Source organism: Desulfobotulus sp., from assembly GCF_034006065.1.
Classification (GTDB): domain Bacteria; phylum Desulfobacterota; class Desulfobacteria; order Desulfobacterales; family ASO4-4; genus Desulfobotulus.
Genome location: NZ_JAVETM010000029.1, coordinates 26,453 through 45,844, shown reverse-complemented (window position 1 = coordinate 45,844; position 19,392 = coordinate 26,453). Strand labels below are relative to the sequence as shown.

The following is a 19,392-nucleotide window of genomic DNA, read 5'->3' as shown; positions in this document are numbered from 1 at the left end:
TATGAGGCTCTCAAAATGATCATCGGAAAAAACGGCCCTGCCGCTTCCGGGAAGACCCACGGAAACCCCTGCAATGGAAACGGCACCCGTGTAGAAACCAAAATTTTCATAGGCTTTCAGGCGAAGGCCTTCCTGCTCTTTCTCATATTCCTCCAAAAGGGCAGCTTCCATGCGGCTGCGGTTGGCCTCTAAAAACGCGGCAAACCCTTGGGTTTGATCCTTTTTCATGGCGGCATTTCCCCTGACTTGGGTCTGATTTCCGGTGGTATGGTTCTTGGGCTGTGGCGGTGTCTCTCTTTTTTCAGAGAGGGAATTTTTACTGCCAAGACTTACGAGCAGGGCCTCCATGCTGGCGGTTTCACCCTTTTTGGGGTCAATGGCAGAGCGCAGATCCAGCCCTTCCAGGCGGTGGCTGTCCACCAGACGGGCCAGAAGATTGCCCGGCCCCACCTCAAGGAAGGAGCGGCAGCCCTGATCATAGAGGTGACGCACCCCTTCCATGAACTCCACGGGAGAAACCATCTGCCGGGTAAGGAGTTCTTTCACCGCGTTCTCATCTTCGGGATAGGGTTTTGCCGTGACGTTGGAGATGATGCGGGGCAAGGCTTTAGTTTGAAAACGCAGGGGAGCGAGGGCCTTGGCCATGCCTTTGGCGGCATCGGCAAAGAGCGGCGTGTGAAAGGCTCCGGAAAGGTTCAGTTTGCGGAAAAGCACACTTTTCTGGGTAAGAAACTCCCCAAAGCGCAGCATGGCCGTTTTTTCGCCGGAAACCACGGTCTGGCCGGGGGCGTTCTTGTTGGCGATGTACACCCCTTCGGCATTGAAGGCCGCAATCAGATCCGCCACCTCCTGCGGCCCTTTGAAGACGGCCATGATGCTGCCGGGAAAATCTCCTGCGGCCCGCTGCATCAGAGAAGAGCGGGCGAGCACCAGAGAAAAGGCCGCATCAAAATCTAAAGCGCCGGAGGCAAAGAGGGCCGTATATTCCCCAAGGCTGTGGCCCAGCCAGGCATCGGGTTTCAGGCCCTTTTTCACAAGCAGGCTGTGGATGGCGGCAGAGGCCAGAAATACCGCAGGCTGGGTGTTTTCCGTGTGGTTGAGATCCCCGCCCTTTCCTTCAAACATCAGGCGTAAGAGACTTTTTCCCCGTTTTGCCTGAAAGAGCCTTTCCGCCCCATCCCCGAGGCTGCGGATTTCAGGATAGGCTCCGTAGAGCTCCCTCATCATGCCCACCTTCTGGGCTCCCTGACCGGAAAGGAGCACGGACATCCCGCTAAGGGTGGCTGGCAGGACCAGAGAGGGCTGCAGGGAATCGGTCCGCCTTTCTTCTTTTCCGGCCTCTTCTTTCCGGAGGAAGGGCGGCAGGGCAGAAACCACCATATGCCCATGGTTGCCCCCAAAGCCATGGAGGTTGGTGGCAAGGGCCGGTCTTCGCATCTGGCCAAGATCTTCGGCCGCATCCGGGCTCACCAGAGGACCGCCCGCTTCCATGAGGGTGGTTTCCGGATCAAAGCTGTGGTGGGGCAGTCTTTTTCTGTTTTTTTGCATGAGAAGGAGCCGGGAAAGGATAATGGCGGGATTGGCTCCTTTGTAATACCCGTATTCCGGCTTGATGTTGCCAAAGGAAATGCCGGAGGCACCGTCAAGGCCCATGTGCACGGCCCGTTTTTCCATGCTGTCCGGAATTCTGTGGCCAAAGCCGAAGGGATCGAGGTGGTGCAGGTCCGAAGGCAGCATGCCCGCTTCCCGGTAGGCTGCCCGCATTTCCCTTGCCAGCAGATTTTCTGAAAGGGCGAAAACACTTTCTCCCGCTCTGGAGGCCATGGCAATGCTGCGGATTTCTCCTAAAATGGGAAGCCCCTTTTCCTTTGCTTTCCCATAGGTGGTGAGCACCTGCACCGCAGCCCCTTCCGAGAGGTTCACCCCTTGAGACTTGCCCTTGTCCCAGAAGCGGGTGCCGTCCTTTGAAAGCAGGCCCAGACGCTTGAAAACGAGGAGGGCCGCAGGATAAAAGGCCGAATCCACCCCACCGCTGATCACATAATCGCAGCGGCCGGACACAAGGTGCATCATGGCTGCCCGCAGGGCAAAGCCCGAAGAGGCACAGGCCGCATCCACGGTGAAATTGGGGCCGTTGCAGTTCAGCACATTGGCCACCCTGCCGGACACGATATTGGTGAGCAGGCCCGGTGTGGTGTCTTCCGTATTGGGCGGCAGCCGTTTGCGGAAGACAGCGGTCAGGGCTTCCGCCAGCTTTGCGCTTTTTTCCGGAGAAAGGCCCTTGGTTTTTTCCATGCAGGCCGCCACAAAATCAAGGCGGATGCGGAGAATGTTTTCCACATGCCGGGTACTGGATATGGCACCCAGCATCACCCCGACCCGGTTGGCAGGAGTTTTCAGCGCCTCTTCCAGACCCGCCCCACGGATGGCCCGATCCGCCGCCGTAAGGGCCAGAAGCTGGCCTCTGTCAATGAAGGCAAGGCTTTTGGGCGGAATGCGAAAGCGCATGGCATCAAAGGTGAAATCCCTGCACAGACCGGCTTTGAGAAAGGGAATGCGGTATTCCCTGTCTTCTTCCGCATAGGTTTTTGCATCAAAGCCCAGATGGGCTTTTTCCGTGAGAAGGCTTTTTCCCGAAGCCATGGTTTCCATGAAGCTTTTTTCATCCCCGGTTCCGGGCAGCACCAGCCCCATGCCCGCCACCACGATGCGCTGATCATTGGGATCAAAGGAAAGGTCGGGAAACACCTCCCGCTTAAGGGGCCTGTAATCTGGGGTGGGGGCTTCCAGCACGCAGTGGTAGTTGATGCCTCCGAAGCCATAGGCGCTGACCGCAGCCAGTAGCGGCTGATCTTTTTCTGAAGGCCAGGGAGAGGCCTCCTTCACCACAAAGATGCCCGTTCCCGAAAGATCGTGCACCGGCCCCAGTTCCTCAAAATCCCCGTTGGGCGGAAGGATACGGTGGTTCAGAGCCAGAAGAGCCTTTAAAAGTCCTGCGGCTCCGGCCCCTCCCAGAAGATGGCCCACCTGACTTTTGGCGGAACTCACCCCAAGGCTTGGGTTTTTGCCATAAAAACCCTTCACGCTTTCAAGTTCTGCCGCATCGCCCATGCGGGTGGAGGTGCCGTGGGCTTCCAGAAAGGTGACGGCCTCGGGCGAAGCGGGCCGTTTCATGTTTTCAAAGGCCCGGCCCATGGCCAGTATCTGCCCCTTCACATTGGGAGCGGCAATGGCCTTGCCCTTGCCATCGGAGCTGGCCCCCATACCCCGGATCACGCCAAAGATTTTATCCCCTTCGGCCATAGCATCCCGCATGCGCTTCAGGATAAAAACCACAGCCCCTTCGCCCAGCACAAAGCCGTCGGCCCGGCCGTCAAAGGGCCAGGAACCTTGGGCGGACAAAGCGCCCATCTTGGAAAAGCCCACAAAGGTTTCCGGAGCAAGATTGGTATTGATGCCTCCCACGATGGCCGCCTGGGCCCTGCCGGAAAGAAGCTCCTGCATGGCGCAGTCTAAAGCCGCAAAGCTGGTGGCACAGGCCGCGTCGATGAGATAGTTGGGGCCTTCCACTCCCAGGCAGGCGGCTACCCGGCTGGCCTCGATGTTGAGGACAGCCGTATCCGGCGGCTCATTGCGGAATTTTCCCGCAAGGCTTTCTCTGATCTCTTTCACCAGAGCGGCCTTTTCCCCTTCTTCAAGGGCTTCAAACTCCTGCAGGTCTTTCAGGACAGAAAGGATTTCCGGAGTCCAGTATTTCATGTGCAGATCATGGGTGAGTTCATTGCCAAGGCAGGAAGCAAGAATCACAGGCGTTTCTAAAGGAAGGGTTTTACTCCCCTTACTGTTTTGCACAGAAAATCCACCGGAGTTGGCTGCCTGATACGCGGCTTCCAGAACCAGCTGCTGACTGCGGGAAAGGCGGGCTCCGGTTTTGGCATCCAGCCCGTATGTGACCGGATCAAAGGTAAAACCCCGAACATCAGCAGCAACCGAGGTGTAGCTTTTATCTTCCGCACCTTTATCCTCACTCACATAGAGGGACGGCAGGCGGCTTTCCTCCATCTTCCGGATGGAAACATGGCGGTGTAAGATATTCTCCCAGAAAGCCTCTGGCGAAGGAGCATCCGGCAGCACACAGCCCATGCCCACCACGGCGATTTCATCATAAATTTCCCCATCGGGCCGGGTGAGCCGTTCCAGACTGTCGAGATGCCGCCGCAGGGCCGTCTTGTTCTCAAAAAGATGAGCGTGAATGGATTTTATGGTGCAGGTATCTTGGAAGAAGACCAGGGAATCGCCCACGCAGAAGTTGCCCTTTTCAAAGATGTCCTCTTCTTTAAGCATCTCGCATTCGAGACTTTTTCCGGAAAAATCCGGCACCATTCCCTTGGCCGCAATGAGAAGGGAGCCCATGTTGTCCTTTTCAAAGGCATCTTTCCGCTCAGAAAGGGGATCGCCCTTTTCCATGCGGCTGTGCTCCAGCTCCCGCATTCTGAGGGAAAAGGGGCTGGCCAGCGTGCGGGAGGGAAGGCCTACGGTGCGGCCAATCACCTGGGTTTCCTTCTGGTGCAGCACTTCCTTCTGATACCGGGCATGGAGAGCGCCCGTTTCCACAATCTCACGGGTGAAAAGATAGGCCGTGCCCACCTGAATGCCGATCTTAAGGCCCCTTTGGGAAAGACCTGCCGCCATGCCGGAGATGAAATGGGAGGCCGCTTCCGTGGAAATGCCCCCTGCATACACAAGGGTTTTTTCCTGTAATGCAGCATCCTCCAGCTGAGACAAAAGCTCCGTGCCCATTTCCCAGAGCACAAGGCTTGAGAGGGAGCCCACATGGCCGCCGCACTCCGTACCTTCCAGAATGAAACGGGACACCCCGCCGACAAGGGCGTTTTCCAGCATGCGGGTGGCGGGGGTATGCAGGTAGGTGCGGATACCGGAGGCTTCCAGCTCCCGCACCTGGGCGGGGCTTCCCCCTGCGATAAGGGCAAAGGGAATGTTGAATTTGCGGGTAAGGTCCATGTGTTCCGCAAGGCGGCGGTTGAAGGCCTCAATGCCGATGAGCCCCGCACCGCAGGGAATGCCCTTTTCCGAAGCTTTCTCCAGCATGGTTTCCGCCAGTGGAACAGGCAGGCTGCCCATGGCAAAAAAGGGGAGGCCTCCGGCCTCTGCCACCTTCTCGGCAAAGTCCGCATTGTCGCTGATGTTGGCCATGGGGCCCTGCATGATGGGGTACCTCACCCCGTGCTCCATCGCAAGGGGACTCCCGGCCCGTAAGGGGTCGGCCGTTTCTAAAACGGCAAGGCTTTTTCTCACTTCCTCAAAAAGCCCGTGGATCATGGCTTCCACACCGTCGCCCCTGCGAAGAAAATGCCTTGCAAACACGGCATCCTGCCCCAGATAAAAAAGACTCTGCACGCTTTCCGCAGACCCATCGGAAAGATCGGCCATTTTTTCCTTCAGGGTTTCAGAAAGGATGCGGGCTTCTTCGCTTTTCTGATCCGCACCCAGCACAAAGCGGGGCTCCAGCTTTTTCAGATCCTGGGCCACACGGGTGCCGAGCCTTGCAAAAAAGCGGTAGCGGGAACCTTCCGGGCCTTCCAGCAGCAGGGTGTCGAGATCCTCCATGCCATGGAGAAGTTTGCGGAAATTCTCCCCAAGGGGAGATTCCCGGCAGAGCCAGAGCTGGGCATCCAGCACAAGGCCGCTGGCTCCTGCACTGAAAAAACCCGCTGCCGTGTGCATGCCCACCCCTCCGTGGATAAAAAGGGGAAGATTACTTGCCTCAAGATACTCCTGCATGAGAATGAGGGCCGTGTGCCGGGAAACGGAGCCTCCGGCCTCAAGGCCCTTCAAGACCAGCCCATGAACACCCATGCGGGAAAGCTCCGGGCCGTGGCCTGTGTGTTTGATCTCCAGAAGACGTTTGACGGGCCAGGCTTTCAGATCCAGATTCTTTAAGGCATCCTCAAAATCATAGGAAAAAATAAGGGCTTCCAGATACCGGGGGGGATTTTTTTTAAGCTTCTCCAAAAGGTCTTTTCGGGAAAGGGGAACCCGGATGGCAAAGAGGATGTTTTTTTCATCCAGCGTCCTGCCTGCCTCCAGAAGAGTTTCTGTGTCCATGAACTCCGCATCCAGAACCGGAAGGGCCCCTGCCCTGTGCAGGCTTTCCATGTAGCTGAGATTGAAAACTTTCTGGGGCAGACAGGCAAGCAGGGGAAGGCGGGAATCCAGTAGTCTCTGCATGGGTTTTTTTTCTCCTTTATGGCGGGGCCTTTAAAAAATTGTAAGGCCCGAATGTTGCGGAAGGATGGGTAAAAATAAAGGGGTCTCCCTGTTCACGGGGAACCGGAACAGGGCCTTCAGCAGGATGTGTGCCAGAGAATGAAAAAGATGGGGGAGAAGGGGGGGTGGGCATGACTTAACGGTTTAAAATCAAAGGGATTCATGGGTGAAGCGGATTGCGGGCAGGGGGCGGATTGTCCCTTGATAAATTCTGTGTGTGTACATTCTGTGATAGGGTATGCTCAGTAAATGGACATGATTGGAGGCCCTGGGTCTGGCCCATGGAAAAAGCCTGGATCGGGATGGGGGCAGAAAAAATTGGGATGCCGTGAAAAAAATGACCCGGCTTGCAAAACGGTGAAATCAGAGGACAGGAGCGGCCTGGGTCTGGTTTTTGTTTCAGCACATGGTAAAGAATAGGAGTGAGGCCTTTTACAGGGGGCCAGGCCCTGTGCTCAGTGGGCCTGCCTGGTCAGGGTCTGGGGATTTTTCAGGAAAGGATGGGAATTACATGCTGAACCTGCTGGAGTGTACGCCCATTGCGCAGTTTGCCATTGGCCTGGATCATAGGGTTGTGGTGTGGAATAAGGCCTGCGAATTGTTATTCGGGATTCCTGCCCGCGAGATGATCGGAACGGATTTTCAGTGGAAAGTTTTCTATGAGTACAAGCGGCCCGTTCTGGCCGACCTCATCATTGAGCAGGATTATGAGAAGTTTCTCGAGATCTATGAAGGGAAGAATCCGGCAAAATCTGAAATTGTCCCCCACGCATGGGAAGCTACTGATTTTTTTGAGAATATTAATGGTAAAGCCCGATACATTTATTTTCTTGCCGCTCCGGTCTTTGACAGCAAAGGCAGGATGAGCGGAGCGGTTACCACGATTCAGGACATCACCCAGCAGAAGCTCTGGGAAATCCAGATGAGAAAGGAGTCAGAAGCCCTGCAACAGCAGAACAACCTTTTACGATCCTCCATGAAGGAACGTTTCAGATTCTGCGACATCATCGGTAAAAGCCGGAAAATGCAGGAGGTGTACGATCTTATTCTCAAAGCAGCGGACTCATCGGACAACGTGATCATTGTGGGAGAGTCTGGTGTGGGCAAGGAGTTGGTGGCCAGGGCCATCCATGACATCAGTGAGCGTAAAGACAGGCAGTTTGTTGCTGTCAATTGTGGGGCCATTCCTGAAACGCTCATCGAAACAGAATTTTTCGGCCATACCCGAGGCGCTTTTACAGGCGCGCATACGGAGAAAAAAGGTTTTCTCGACAAAGCAGACGGAGGCACCCTTTTTCTCGATGAAGTGGGGGAACTTTCCCTCGGGATGCAGGTGAAGCTCCTCCGGGCCATTGATGGGGGCGGTTATTCACAGGTGGGCAGCACTGAGGTGAAGCACTCGGATTTCAGAATTGTCGCCGCCACCAACCGCAATCTGTATGAAGAAGTGCATATCGGCAGGTTCAGGGAAGATTTTTTTTACAGAATCTATGTGCTTCCCGTGACCATTCCTCCCCTGCGTGAAAGAAAAGAAGACCTGGCCCTGCTTGTGGATCACTTTCTGAGTACCCTGGGATCCACCCTGAACATTGACGCCCTACCCGGAAGGGATATCGAGGCCCTTTACAATTACAACTGGCCGGGAAATGTCCGGGAGCTGCAAAACGTCCTTCGCCGTTATGTGACCCTCAAGCAGGTCGATTTTACGGGCAGGGGTCGAAAAGTTGGATCTGCGGAAAAAGAACCCATCTCCGATGGACTTTCCCTGAATGAGGCCCTGGAGCGTTTTGAGAAAAATCTTCTTGTGAAAACCCTTGAGAAGAACCGCTGGCATCGGATTCATACGGCCCAGGCCCTGGGGATTTCCCGGCGTACCCTGTTTCGGAAAATGGAAAGGTATGGGTTGGAAAAGGCTCAGGATGAGACATAGGTGGCACATTGTGGTATATGGCTTTATTTTTAGGTGTTTATCTTAAATATTTTTTAATTCTGTGACATTTATGGCTCATTCCGGATGGATTTTTTTGCGCGCCAAAGCTTTGTTTTCTTAAGCCTGAGAAAAGATTTCTCCAGCAGGAGTAGTTTTCATTCTTCTATGAATTCAAGATTTTAATTGTTTTCCCCCCAGGATCTCTCCTTTTTCCCTTTTCCTTTTGAACGCCCATGGACAAAGGCTTTGGACGTTTTTTTATAAAAAAAGAAGCAAGACCTTTTTTCTTTTTGAAAAAGGAGACTGGCACTCCCTTTGCTATCCCCCATTACAGACTTGCCATTTCCGCTGGCCTGGCAAGAAACAACGGAGACCCGGAACGGATCCGGGAGATCTGAAAAGAGTTCGCAGGGGTTGGCGCATCGGGTGGGGAAGGCCTTACCCGAAAGGATAAAAAAACAGATCTTTTTTGCAGGAAGGAGCGTTTGATTCATGAAGAGTGATACCTTGGCGAATCCTGGCCCATTGGGGCTTATGGGCTTTGGCATGACCACCGTTTTACTCAACATCCATAATGCGGGTTTTTTCCCCATCAGTTCCATGATTCTTGCCATGGGGCTTTTTTACGGCGGTCTTGCACAGATCATCGCCGGGATTCTGGAGTTCAGAAAAGGCAACACCTTTGGTGTTACGGCTTTTATCTCCTATGGACATTTCTGGCTGACCCTTGTGGCCCTGATCCTCATGCCCACCATGGGATGGGCGGAGCCAACCCCGCCGATTTTTATGGGATGGTATCTTTTTCTCTGGGGAGTATTCACGCTTTTCATGTTTTTCGGAACGCTCAAATCGAACAAGGGGCTTCAGTTTGTCTTTGGCAGCCTGACCCTGCTTTTCTTCTTGCTGGCCATCAAGGATTGGACTGGTTCCGAGCTGATCGGCAGAATTGCCGGTTTTGAAGGTATTATCTGTGGCTTAAGCGCCATTTATCTCGCCATGGCAGAAGTTCTTAATGAACAATACGGCAAAGCCGTCCTGCCTGTTGGGCAACATTAGATCCTCCTCCCCCGTCCTCCGGGAATACTTTTCCGGAGGACACCCCCCTTTTTTTCCGGCTTGTTCCTTTCCATCCTCATGAAGTGTGTTTTCAGCCTGAATCCATCCTTGTGGCAAAAGAGCCAGGGCCCATGTATAAACAGATCCAGCCCCAGGCGGCTGGGACCCTGGGATCATGCGTCCTTGTTCTGATTTTTTATCCAGAATCAGGAGAGGGAGCGGACCATGAAACCCCCTGCATTTTCATCTTTCATCTCAACACAGAGGAAATCATGCTATTCACACCCCCATTGAAAAGCAGGAGCATGAAAATCATGCTCCTTGGCAGTGGCGAGCTGGGCAAGGAAGTGGTGATTGAGGCAGCGCGCCTTGGCCTTGAAACCGTGGCTGTGGATTCCTATCCCCATGCCCCGGCCCATCTTGTGGCCAATCGCTCCCATGTTATTGACATGAAAAACAAAGAAGCGCTTCTCGATCTGATCCGCCGGGAAAAACCTGCATTTATTCTTCCGGAAATTGAAGCCCTGAGCATTGAAGCCCTGGAGGATGCTGAAAAAGAGGGATTTCATGTGATCCCCAACGCAGAGGCGGTGAGAAAAACCATGAACCGCAAAAACATCCGCGAGTTTGCGGAAAAGGAGCTGGGGCTTAAGACAAGCGCCTACCGCTTTGTGAAAACCCATGGGGAGCTGAAAGCCGCAGCCGGAGAGCTGGGCCTTCCCTGCGTGGTCAAGCCTGTGATGAGTTCTTCAGGCCACGGCCAGAGTGTTATCCGTTGTGAAGCGGATGTGGCCCGGGCATGGGAGCACGCCAAGGAAGCCAGAGGGGATGCCAGCGAGCTGATCGTGGAAGCCTTTGTGGATTTTGATTATGAAATCACCCTGCTTACGGCACGTACGGAAAAGGAGACGGTCTTCTGCGAACCCATAGGCCATATTCAGGAAGACGGGGATTATGTTCTCAGCTGGCAGCCCATGGACATGCCGGAAGCCGTCCTCAGAAAAGCCCAGGCCATGGCGAAAACCATCACCGAGGGTCTGGGAGGCAGGGGAATTTTTGGGGTGGAATTTTTCGTGAGCAAGGATGAGGTCTATTTCAGCGAGGTCAGCCCAAGGCCCCATGACACGGGCATGGTCACCCTCATCACCCAGAGTCAGAGTGAGTTTGCCCTGCATGTGCGGGCGGTTCTGGGGCTGCCCCTGGATTTTGTTTTTTACGGGCCGGGAGCCAGTGCGGCATTCAAAAGCAGCGAAAAAGCGTCTCTGCCCATGCTGGAAGTGCCGGATACGGCCTTTTCCCAGAATGCGTTTATCCGCATTTTCGGAAAACCCGTCAGCCATGTGGGCCGACGCATGGCTGTGGCCCTGGTCTTTGATGCTGTGGAAGCTGCAAGGAAAAAAGCCAGGGACATTGTGGCTTCCATCCGGGGATAGAAAAAGCGATCTCCAGAGCCCGGATCTTGTCCTGACTCCATAAGAAGGTCTCTGGGTTCTGGAGTCGCTTTGTCCTTTGTTTCATGCCTTTCCAGGGGCTGAGGTTTCAGCCTGAGGTTCCCGTTTTCCATAGGTGGTGTGCAGCAGTTTGTGGCTGAGGCAGCCGCAGGGACCATCGGTGAGAAATTCTTTGTAAATGGCCTGCACCACGGGATTTTCGTGGGACTTTCTCAGGGCGAGATTTTCCTCTTCCTGATACAGGGCCCGCGCCCGGGCTTCCCGGATTTCCGGGCTGGTGGGAATGGGTTGTCCGCCTCCGCCAAGGCATCCGCCCGGACAGGCCATTACTTCAATGAAATGCACATCCTCCAGCTCTCCGCGGGAAAGCATCGCCAGGATCTGCCTTGCCTGGCTGATGCCATGGGCCACCATGACCTTGAGGCTGAGGCCTTCGAGGAATTTCCAGGGTTTTTTTGCCTTCAGGATGGGTAGCTCCGCCCGCCGGATTCCCTGCATCCCCCGCACAGGCTCCACGCGAAGCCCGGAAAAGGGCACTTCTTCCCCGGTTACAATCTCGTAGGCCGTGCGAATGGCTGCTTCCATCACCCCGCCTGTGGCACCGAAAATCAGTCCGGCTCCGGAGCCTATGCCCAAAGGATCATCAAAAGAACTTTCTTCCATCAGGGTTAAGTCCATGCCGCCTTCCCGGATCATGGCCGCAAGTTCCCGGGTGGTCAGGACAAAGTCCACGTCTTTGTATCCCGAGGCCCGCATTTCCGGCCGTTCGCACTCAAATTTTTTGGCCGTGCAGGGCATGAGTGAAACCGAGACGATATGCTGGGGATTCAGCCCCATCTTCTCCGCATACCAGGTTTTGATCAGAGCGCCGAACATCTGCTGGGGACTTTTGGCTGTGGAAAGATAGTCAAGGCAGGAAGGATGGAAGGATTCGATGTACTGAATCCATCCCGGAGAACAGGAGGTCAGCTGGGGCAGCTTCACCCGGGTATCCTGGTCTGCGTATCTTTTTTTGAGCCGGAGTAAAAGCTCGGTGCCTTCTTCCATGATGGTGAGATCTGCGGTGAAATTGGTGTCAAAGACCTTGTTAAAGCCCATGTGTTTGAGGGCTGTATTGAGCTTATGGGTAAGAGAGACACCGGGAGGGCAGCCAAAGGCTTCTCCGATGGCCACACGGGGAGCCGGAGCGGTCTGGATCACCACGTGCTTTTCCGGGGTCTCCAGCGCTTTCCAAACCTCGGCTGTGTCGCTTTTTTCATGAAGGGCACCTGTGGGACAACGGTTCACACATTGGCCGCAGTGAATGCAGAGGGAGGCGGCCATGGGCAGATCAAAACAGGTTCCGATTTTGCTTTCTTCCCCCCGGCCCAAAACCTCCAGAACCCCCACCCCCTGCATATGCATACAGGTTCGCACGCACCTGCGGCACAGGATGCATTTGTCCATGTCCCGCACCAATACGGGGGAGGAGAGGTCTTTTTCGTAACGGGGCCTTTCCTGATGGCCAAAGGCATGGTCTGTGATGCCGTATTCCATGCACAGGGCCTGGAGCTCGCAGCGCGTGTTTTTGGTGCAGGCATAGCATGTTCCATGGTGGTTGCGCAGCATGAGGCTGAGAATATTCCTGCGCGCCCTTCGGATGGCCGGAGACCAGGTTTTCACACGGATGGGGCTGAAAACGGGATAGGCGCAGGATGCCTGGAGTGTGCGCTGGCCCTCCACTTCCACAAGACAGATTCTGCAGACGCCTGTGAAACAGAGGTCCGGGTGGTGGCAGAGGGTGGGAATGCGAATGCCGATACTGCGGGCGGCTTCAAGGATGGTTACGCCCCTGGGTGCATACAGGCTGATGCCGTCAATGTTCAGGGCTACCTGGCCTTCCGGGTTCACCCCATTGAGAAAGGGCTGGGAACCGGGGTTGGTGGACTGAGGGAAGATTTTTTCGGTAAGGGCTTGGTTTGTCATGGCTTTATACCTCCACCGTGATCCGTTGATATTCCTCGGGAAAGAGATTCAGGACATCGGAAAAAACCTTGGATGCCGTCTGTCCCAGTCCGCATTTGGAAGCCAGACGCATGGTTTCGGATAAAGAAAGGATTTTTTCGAGAAGACTGGCCTCAAGCCCCCTCTGGCGGATGGTCCGCAGGCTTTCCAGGAGAAACCCGATTCCTTCCCGGCAGGGGGTGCACTGACCGCAGGATTCTTCCTGAAAAAACTGAAGAAAATTTTCCGCCATATCCAGAAGATTCCGGTGTTGCCCCAGAATGATGAAAGCGCCGCTGGTTGCGGCATCTTCATATCCGAGTACACGGTGAAAACTTTTCCTGGGCAGGCAGGAGCCCGCAGCGCCTCCCACCACAACAGCCTTGGCCTTGTCTGCCTGAACCATGTCCAGGATATCTCCTATGGAAACGCCGTATTCCACCTCATACACCCCAGGGGCGCCGCAGTCTCCGGAAACGCTGAGAAGCTTGGTTCCTGAGGATTGTGCGGTTCCCAGTCCCTTGAACCAGGATGCTCCGTGGACGAGAATGGATGGCAGGCTGGCAAGGGTTTCCACATTGTTGACCAGGGTGGGCGCGCCCTGGTACCCCACCTCCACGGAAAAGGGCGGACGATTGCGGGGTTCTCCCCGTCTTCCCTCCAAGGATTCGATGAGTGCGGTTTCTTCACCGCAGACATAGGCTCCGGATCCCAGATGTACCCGGATGTCAAAATGAAAATCTTTTTTCCCCAGAACCGAGGAACCCAGCAGTTGGTCTTCCCGAAGCCTGGAAAGGGAAGATTCAAGACCCGGAAGCAGGCAGCCGTACTCGCCCCTCAGATAAAGAATCCCCTGGGAGGCGCCCGTGGCAAACCCGGCAATGAGCATGCCTTCAAAGACTTTCCGGACATACTCCGTAAGGAGAATCCGATCTTTGAACGTGCCGGGTTCCCCTTCACCCGCATTGCAGATCACATATTTCAAAGGCGCTTTCGCATCCAGAGCCATCTGCCATTTAAGGCCTGTGGAAAATCCGGCTCCTCCGCGTCCCCGCAGGCCGGAATGCAGAACTTCCTCCACAACCGCCTTTCTGCCAAGCTGAAAGGCCTTTTTCAGCCCACTCCAGTCTTCGTGCGGGGCGAAGAGCACAGGGCCTGACCGGGCCGCGTGTCCAAAGATTTCCCAGGCACAGAAATCCGGTCGTTTCCCTGCGCTCCGGTGTGTATGCAGGATGTGGCTCACCTCTTCGGGCGCACAGTCGGTGTAGAGGGTGTCATCCACCATAAAGGCCGGTGCGTGGTCACAGAGGCCGAGGCAGGATACGTATTCTAAGCCAAAGACGCCATCGGCCGTGGTTTGTCCTACGGATATTCCCAGCGTTTTTTCAAAGATTTCTGCCCATTTCTTTTTTTCTTTCATGCCGCAGCCAAGGCCCCTGCAGATGCGGATGATGTGCTTTGCCCCTTTGTCGTAGTGAAACAGGGAGTAAAAACGCACAACGCTGTACACTTCCACAGGATGTATGCCCAGTCCCTGGGCCAGGTCCCGGACATCCTTTTCTGTGATGGTTCCGTTTTTCTTCTGAATGGCCAGCAGTTCGGGCAAAAGTACGGATCGGGAGGTATGGGAAGAAACAACGTTTTCCGGACTGCCAGGGATGGGTTTTGACACGGCGGGCGTCTGGATCATGTTCGGCCTTCCTTCTGAAAAAGGGTTTAAGGCGATTGGGATGTGGTTTCAGGGGGTTGGGGGTTGGTTGAAGGGAAAAATCCGTGGTAAGGGGAAAAAAACAATTTTTACACTGTCCTCTTGCAGGGCCGGGCCTGGTATGCGGGGAGGGGAGCTTTAGAAAAAAACTGAATCTGTAAGGATGGAGAAGCCTAACATGCCTTTTAGAAAAAATAAACGCCTGAAAAACGGAACCGTTGAAAAAAATTGAAGAATATTTGAAAAGATCGCCTGAAAAAAGGGCGGTCCCCTTTGGCAGGGCCGCCCCGTATACCCATCGAGAAACATAGGGATCCCGAAGGCCGCACCTGTCTTCTTCCAGGTTGCCATGGGACCACCGCTTGCTGGAAGGCTTAGCGGATAAAGTTCATCTTGATTTTATCTTCCCGCTCCGGCGGGGGGAAAACCCCCTTTCCATGGGCCACCAGTTTCATGAGCCAGGCCATGTTTTTACCGAGCATACGCATAATCTGCACCCCTTCGGCATCCTGCGCCGCCTCGCCCGGCAGGGTGCCGTGGATCACGTTCCAGTAATTGGAGCCAGGCATGAGCATCTCCGAGTAGCAGATGAAATTGTTAAGCTGATTGAAGGTGGGAAGTCCGCCGCTGCGGCGTACCGCTGCCACCGAAGCCCCGACTTTGTGCCGCAGCATGGACTGATTAACCCCTGAAACATAAAAGGCGCGGTCAAGGAAGGATTTCATGGTTCCGCCAATGGCGGAGAAATGCACCGGAGATCCCAAGAGGATGCCGTCAGCTTCTTTCATGAGCTGAATCCATTCATTCACCGGATCATCGGTCTGAATGCACTCTTCATTTTTCTTTTTCGCGCATTGGCCACAGGCAAGGCATCCCCGGATGGCCTTGTTACCCACATGAATGATCTCGGTTCTGATGCCCTCTTCTTCCAGGACATCGGCCACCATCCGCAATCCATGCCAGGTGTTTCCCTGTTTATTGGGGCTTCCGTTGAATGCAACAACCTTCATCATGGTCTTTTCTCCTTTGCCTGCAATGATGTTTTTCCCTTTGTTTCCCATCCGGAAAATTTCAGGTTATATTGTGCCATCGGCGCCTGGGCGTCAATAACCGACTTTTTACACAGATGGCGAGAAAACCTGAAGCCCTGAGGGGTTTTCAGGACACAGGAGATATGCGGTGCTGAACATCAACAACAAGGCCAATCAGATCAAGCGGGAAATCCTCATCCGCATTGCAGAATACCAGCTTGCGGGAAAACTCACGGAAGCCATCCACTCCCTTCCTAAAAAAATGCTTCCTTTGCATGCGGAGCCTTTTCGCTGCTGCGTCCACCACGACCGGGAGATACTTCGCCTGCGCATCATTGCCCGCCTGGGTCACAGCATTGAAAATTATGATGAGGAAAAAGAGCTCTCCGCCTATGCCGCCGAGGCTCTGACACGGGAAAAGCCCACAGAACCCATGCTGACTGTTCTGGACGATGCCTGCAACGCCTGCATCCGTGCCTGCTATATGGTGACCAATGCCTGCCAGGCCTGCATCGCAAGGCCTTGTATGACCAACTGTCCTAAAAAATGCATCCATATCCGTAACGGCAGAGCCCTCATTGACGATGCAGGCTGCATCAACTGCGGACTCTGTGAAAAAAACTGTCCCTTCCATGCCATCATCAAGATTCCTGTACCCTGCGAAGAAGCCTGTCCTGTGAACGCCATCAGCAAGAATGCCCAGGGAAAGGAAAGAATCGATTACAGCAAATGCATCTTCTGCGGAGCCTGTGTGCGGGATTGTCCCTTTGGGGCCATGGTGGACAAGGGCCAGCTTGTGGATGTGGTCCGCCATATCATGGAGGGAAAAAGGGTTGTGGCCCTCTATGCTCCGGCCATTGCTGCCCAGTTCCGGGCAGCGCCCGGGCAGCTGGAGGCAGCCTTCCGCAGGGCGGGGTTTCATAAGAGCCTTGAGGTGGCCCTAGGCGCGGATATTACGGCCAAAAAGGAAGCCCTTGAGTTTGAAGAGCGCATGGCACACGGGGATACCCTCATGACCACCTCCTGCTGTCCGGCCTATGTGCGCGCCATTGAAATCTATGTGCCGGAGCTTCTTCCCTTTATTTCTGAGACCCGATCCCCCATGCACTATTCTGCGGCCCTTGCCAGAGAAGAAGATGCGGAAGCCATTCTGGTTTTCATCGGACCCTGCCTTGCCAAGCGAAAGGAGGGGTTTGACGACCCTTATGTGGATTATGTGCTTTCCGCAGAAGAGATCGGGGCCTTTTTTGTGGCAAAAGAGATTGATGTTTCAGCCATGGAGGCTCTTTGTCCTGAGATTCAGCCCAGTGGAGACGGAAGGAATTTTGCCCAGTCCGGTGGTGTTGCCAATGCCGTGAAAAACAGGCTGGCCCATCCGGAAACCCTGAAGGTTCGGGTGATCAACGGGCTGGATAAGGCCGGGATGAAGGCCCTGAAGGCCTATGGCCGGGCGGCTTCCGGAAAAACCCCGACCGATGCCAACCTTGTGGAGGTCATGGCCTGTGCAGGGGGGTGCATCAACGGGCCTCTGGTGCTGACCCACCCGAAAATTGCGGGAGGCCAGCTGAAAAAATATGTGGAAAGCGGGAGTGCCTCTGAATCCTTATGAAAAAGATCTGGTGGCAGGAGGAGGGAAAGAGACGGAAAGGAGGCAGACGGGTGGCTCCAGGTTTTCAGGTTCAGCGGGTTCTGACTGTGACGGCCGTTCTGCCAGGCTCTCATTTTGTGCCTGGGGTTCTGCGGTTTTCCTGAATGAAGCCTGGGGGCAGGCCCTGGGCCTGCCCCTGCGGATATGAATCGTTTTTTTCCTGCTTCAATGAGGGAAACGAAAATATCGATTACGTTTCCCTGGGAATTTCAGACATCAGCCGCCGAAACCCGCATCCTCCATGTCAATGGCAGCGCCATCCATGGCCCGGATGGAAGCCAGTCTGCCTGCGGTGACGGGAAGCTGGGTATTGATGAAGAAGCGGGCCGTGGTGACCTGGCCTTTGTAAAAGGCATCGTCCTTTTTCTTCTGGCCGATTTTGGGCTCCGCCACAACGGCCCGCCACAGGAGCATCCAGGCCATGGTGAGATCCCCCGTGGCTTCCAGGAAGGGATGGGTGAAGGCAAAGGCATTGAGTACCTTGTCGCTGGCTGCGGCCTTCCCCAGAACCATGGCTGTTTCCGTGTAGGTATTGAGAAGCTTTTCAAGATTTTCCGCCAGAGGCCGGAGGGTGTCCATGCTTCGGGCCTGCTCAATGATGCTGCGGATTTCCTCCAGGTAGGCCATGAAGGCGGCCCCTTTTTTCATGCCCATCTTGCGGCCCACAAGGTCCATGGACTGGATGCCGTTGGTGCCTTCATAGATCTGGAAAACACGGGCATCACGCAGAAGCTGGGCCACGGGATACTCTTCCACATAGCCGTAACCGCCATATACCTGCACAGCATGGGAGCAGACCTCAAAGGCCTTATCCGTGATGTAGGCTTTGATGATGGGGGTCAGCACCTCTTCAATGTTTTTAAGCCTTTCCTTTTCTTCCGGGCTGTCGGAAAGCTGGCAGCGGTTCTGGATCATGCCATTGTAGTAAATGAGGCTGCGCATGCCATCCACAAAGCTTTTCATGATCATGAGCTGGCGGCGTACATCCGGGTGTCGGATAATGGCGGAAGGCCCGGCATCAGCAGGATCGGTCATGTGCTTGGTCTGAATGCGCTGGCGGGCATATTCCAGGGCATACATATAGGCGGTGGTGGCGTTGGCAAAACCCTGAAGCCCTGTCATCTGACGGGCTTCATTCATCATGTGGAACATGGCAGCCATGCCCTTGTTCTCTTCACCGATGAGGGTGCCGATGCACTGGCCCTTACCTCCCAGGGTCAGAGAGCAGGTGGCATTGCCGTGCAGTCCCATTTTATGCTCAATGCCTGTGCAGACCACATCATTGAATTCTCCAAGGGAGCCATCGGCATTGATGCGGTATTTGGGCACCATGAAAAGGGAGATGCCGCGGGTGCCTTCGGGAGCCCCTTCAATGCGGGCCAGGGTGGGGTGGATGATGTTTTCCACCATGTCCTGCTCGCCACCGGAGATGAAGATCTTGGAGCCGGACAGGGAGTAGGTGCCGTCGGGATTGCGTCTGGCCACGGTGCTGAGGGCACCCACGTCGGAGCCTGCGTCCGGTTCGGTGAGAAGCATGGTGCCGGACCATTTGCCCGCGTACATGTTTTTCAGCACCTGATTTTTCTGGGTTTCTGTTCCGAAATTTTCGATGAGCCGGGCTGCGCCATGGGTGGCCATGTGAAAGAGCATGAAAGAGTTGCAGGCACCGTGGAAATACTCACTGGCCGCAAGGCATACGGGCTTGGGCATGCCCTGCCCTCCCCACTCCGGCGTATCCCCCATGGCCAGCCACTGGCCGTCCAGATAGTTTCTGTACACCTTGTGATAGGCCTCGGGAACACGTACTACGCCCGCATCAAACTCGCAGCCCGCGTCACTGATCTTCTGAAGGGGGAGGATTTCCTTGATGGCAAGATTTCTGGCTTCGGTGACAATGAGGTCTATGGTTTTGCGATTAAAATCAGCAAAGGTTTCATGCTGGGCAAGGTCTGTCACATTGAACTGTTCATGGAGTACAAAATCCACATCACGACGGTCGGCAATCAGCTGGGCCATTGGGAAACTTCTCCTTATGAATGTCTGTTGGGTGTTCCTCATCAGGATCCTTTGCCCTGGTGCATGTTTTTTTTGAAAACCGGCAAGGATTTCTGATGGAGAAACCGGTGAATCTCTATGGATGTGCCTCGGGTTGGCAGGTGCAGAACCGAGGCTTGGTATGAATCAGAATACCGCTCTGCTTTAAAATCATACTATTGCACCTCAGCGCAATAATCTTTATTCAAAATTCAGAATATTGATTCAAAAAAAGATTTGGCTATCTGATTTTCAAACGAATT

At 54.7% G+C, this 19,392-nt stretch carries 9 protein-coding genes; 4 read left to right on the top strand and 5 right to left on the bottom strand.

Annotated features, from left to right (window positions below):
• The coding region (locus RBR60_RS11415; RefSeq protein ID WP_320356854.1) for a polyketide synthase at positions 1 to 6,249 on the bottom strand (6,249 nt) is incomplete at its 3' end.
• A gap of 550 nt (positions 6,250 to 6,799) precedes the next feature.
• On the opposite strand from RBR60_RS11415, the gene RBR60_RS11410 reads away from it, so the two are divergent.
• The 3 genes from RBR60_RS11410 to purT all read left to right on the top strand — a co-directional run bounded on the left by RBR60_RS11410 (position 6,800) and on the right by purT (position 10,707).
• Positions 6,800 to 8,218, top strand: a complete 1,419-nt coding sequence (locus RBR60_RS11410; protein ID WP_320356852.1) for a sigma-54 interaction domain-containing protein — start codon at positions 6,800 to 6,802, stop codon at positions 8,216 to 8,218.
• 492 nt (positions 8,219 to 8,710) lie between these two features.
• Positions 8,711 to 9,274 (top strand): acetate uptake transporter, encoded by a 564-nt coding sequence (gene satP, locus RBR60_RS11405; protein WP_320356850.1) that lies wholly within the window; start codon positions 8,711 to 8,713, stop codon positions 9,272 to 9,274.
• Between the two features lie 131 nt (positions 9,275 to 9,405).
• The gene (gene purT / locus RBR60_RS11400; protein ID WP_320356848.1) at positions 9,406 to 10,707 is read left to right on the top strand and encodes a formate-dependent phosphoribosylglycinamide formyltransferase; all 1,302 of its coding nucleotides are present in this window, start codon (positions 9,406 to 9,408) and stop codon (positions 10,705 to 10,707) included.
• Between the two features lie 81 nt (positions 10,708 to 10,788).
• Here the strand turns inward: purT and RBR60_RS11395 are convergent, their stop codons facing one another.
• The 3 genes from RBR60_RS11395 to RBR60_RS11385 all read right to left on the bottom strand — a co-directional run bounded on the left by RBR60_RS11395 (position 10,789) and on the right by RBR60_RS11385 (position 15,429).
• On the bottom strand, positions 10,789 to 12,690 hold the full coding sequence (locus tag RBR60_RS11395) for an NADH-dependent [FeFe] hydrogenase, group A6 (RefSeq protein ID WP_320356846.1): 1,902 nt from the start codon (positions 12,688 to 12,690) through the stop codon (positions 10,789 to 10,791).
• A gap of 4 nt (positions 12,691 to 12,694) precedes the next feature.
• Complete coding sequence (locus RBR60_RS11390; RefSeq protein ID WP_320356844.1) at positions 12,695 to 14,398, bottom strand: NAD(P)H-dependent oxidoreductase subunit E; 1,704 nt, start codon at positions 14,396 to 14,398, stop codon at positions 12,695 to 12,697.
• A 392-nt stretch (positions 14,399 to 14,790) separates the two neighbouring features.
• Positions 14,791 to 15,429: a flavodoxin family protein gene (locus RBR60_RS11385; RefSeq protein ID WP_320356842.1), complete on the bottom strand. Its 639-nt coding sequence runs from the start codon at positions 15,427 to 15,429 to the stop codon at positions 14,791 to 14,793.
• Between the two features lie 166 nt (positions 15,430 to 15,595).
• Between RBR60_RS11385 and RBR60_RS11380 the strand changes: the two genes are divergently transcribed.
• A complete protein-coding gene (locus RBR60_RS11380) occupies positions 15,596 to 17,056 on the top strand; it encodes a monomeric [FeFe] hydrogenase (protein WP_320356840.1) in 1,461 nt (486 codons plus the stop codon).
• 255 nt (positions 17,057 to 17,311) lie between these two features.
• On the opposite strand, the gene RBR60_RS11375 is transcribed toward RBR60_RS11380, so the two are convergent.
• On the bottom strand, positions 17,312 to 19,111 hold the full coding sequence (locus RBR60_RS11375; RefSeq protein ID WP_320356838.1) for an acyl-CoA dehydrogenase: 1,800 nt from the start codon (positions 19,109 to 19,111) through the stop codon (positions 17,312 to 17,314).
• Positions 19,112 to 19,392: the final 281 nt, after the last annotated feature.

What these genes read in the sequence shown, in the direction of transcription:
- RBR60_RS11395 (WP_320356846.1), bottom strand. Translation starts at nt 12,690, where the DNA reads ATGACAAACCAAGCCCTTACCGAAAAAATCTTCCCTCAGTCCACCAAC.
- RBR60_RS11410 (WP_320356852.1), top strand. Translation starts at nt 6,800, where the DNA reads ATGCTGAACCTGCTGGAGTGTACGCCCATTGCGCAGTTTGCCATTGGC.
- RBR60_RS11375 (WP_320356838.1), bottom strand. Translation starts at nt 19,111, where the DNA reads ATGGCCCAGCTGATTGCCGACCGTCGTGATGTGGATTTTGTACTCCAT.
- RBR60_RS11390 (WP_320356844.1), bottom strand. Translation starts at nt 14,398, where the DNA reads ATGATCCAGACGCCCGCCGTGTCAAAACCCATCCCTGGCAGTCCGGAA.
- satP (WP_320356850.1), top strand. Translation starts at nt 8,711, where the DNA reads ATGAAGAGTGATACCTTGGCGAATCCTGGCCCATTGGGGCTTATGGGC.
- purT (WP_320356848.1), top strand. Translation starts at nt 9,406, where the DNA reads ATGTATAAACAGATCCAGCCCCAGGCGGCTGGGACCCTGGGATCATGC.
- RBR60_RS11385 (WP_320356842.1), bottom strand. Translation starts at nt 15,429, where the DNA reads ATGATGAAGGTTGTTGCATTCAACGGAAGCCCCAATAAACAGGGAAAC.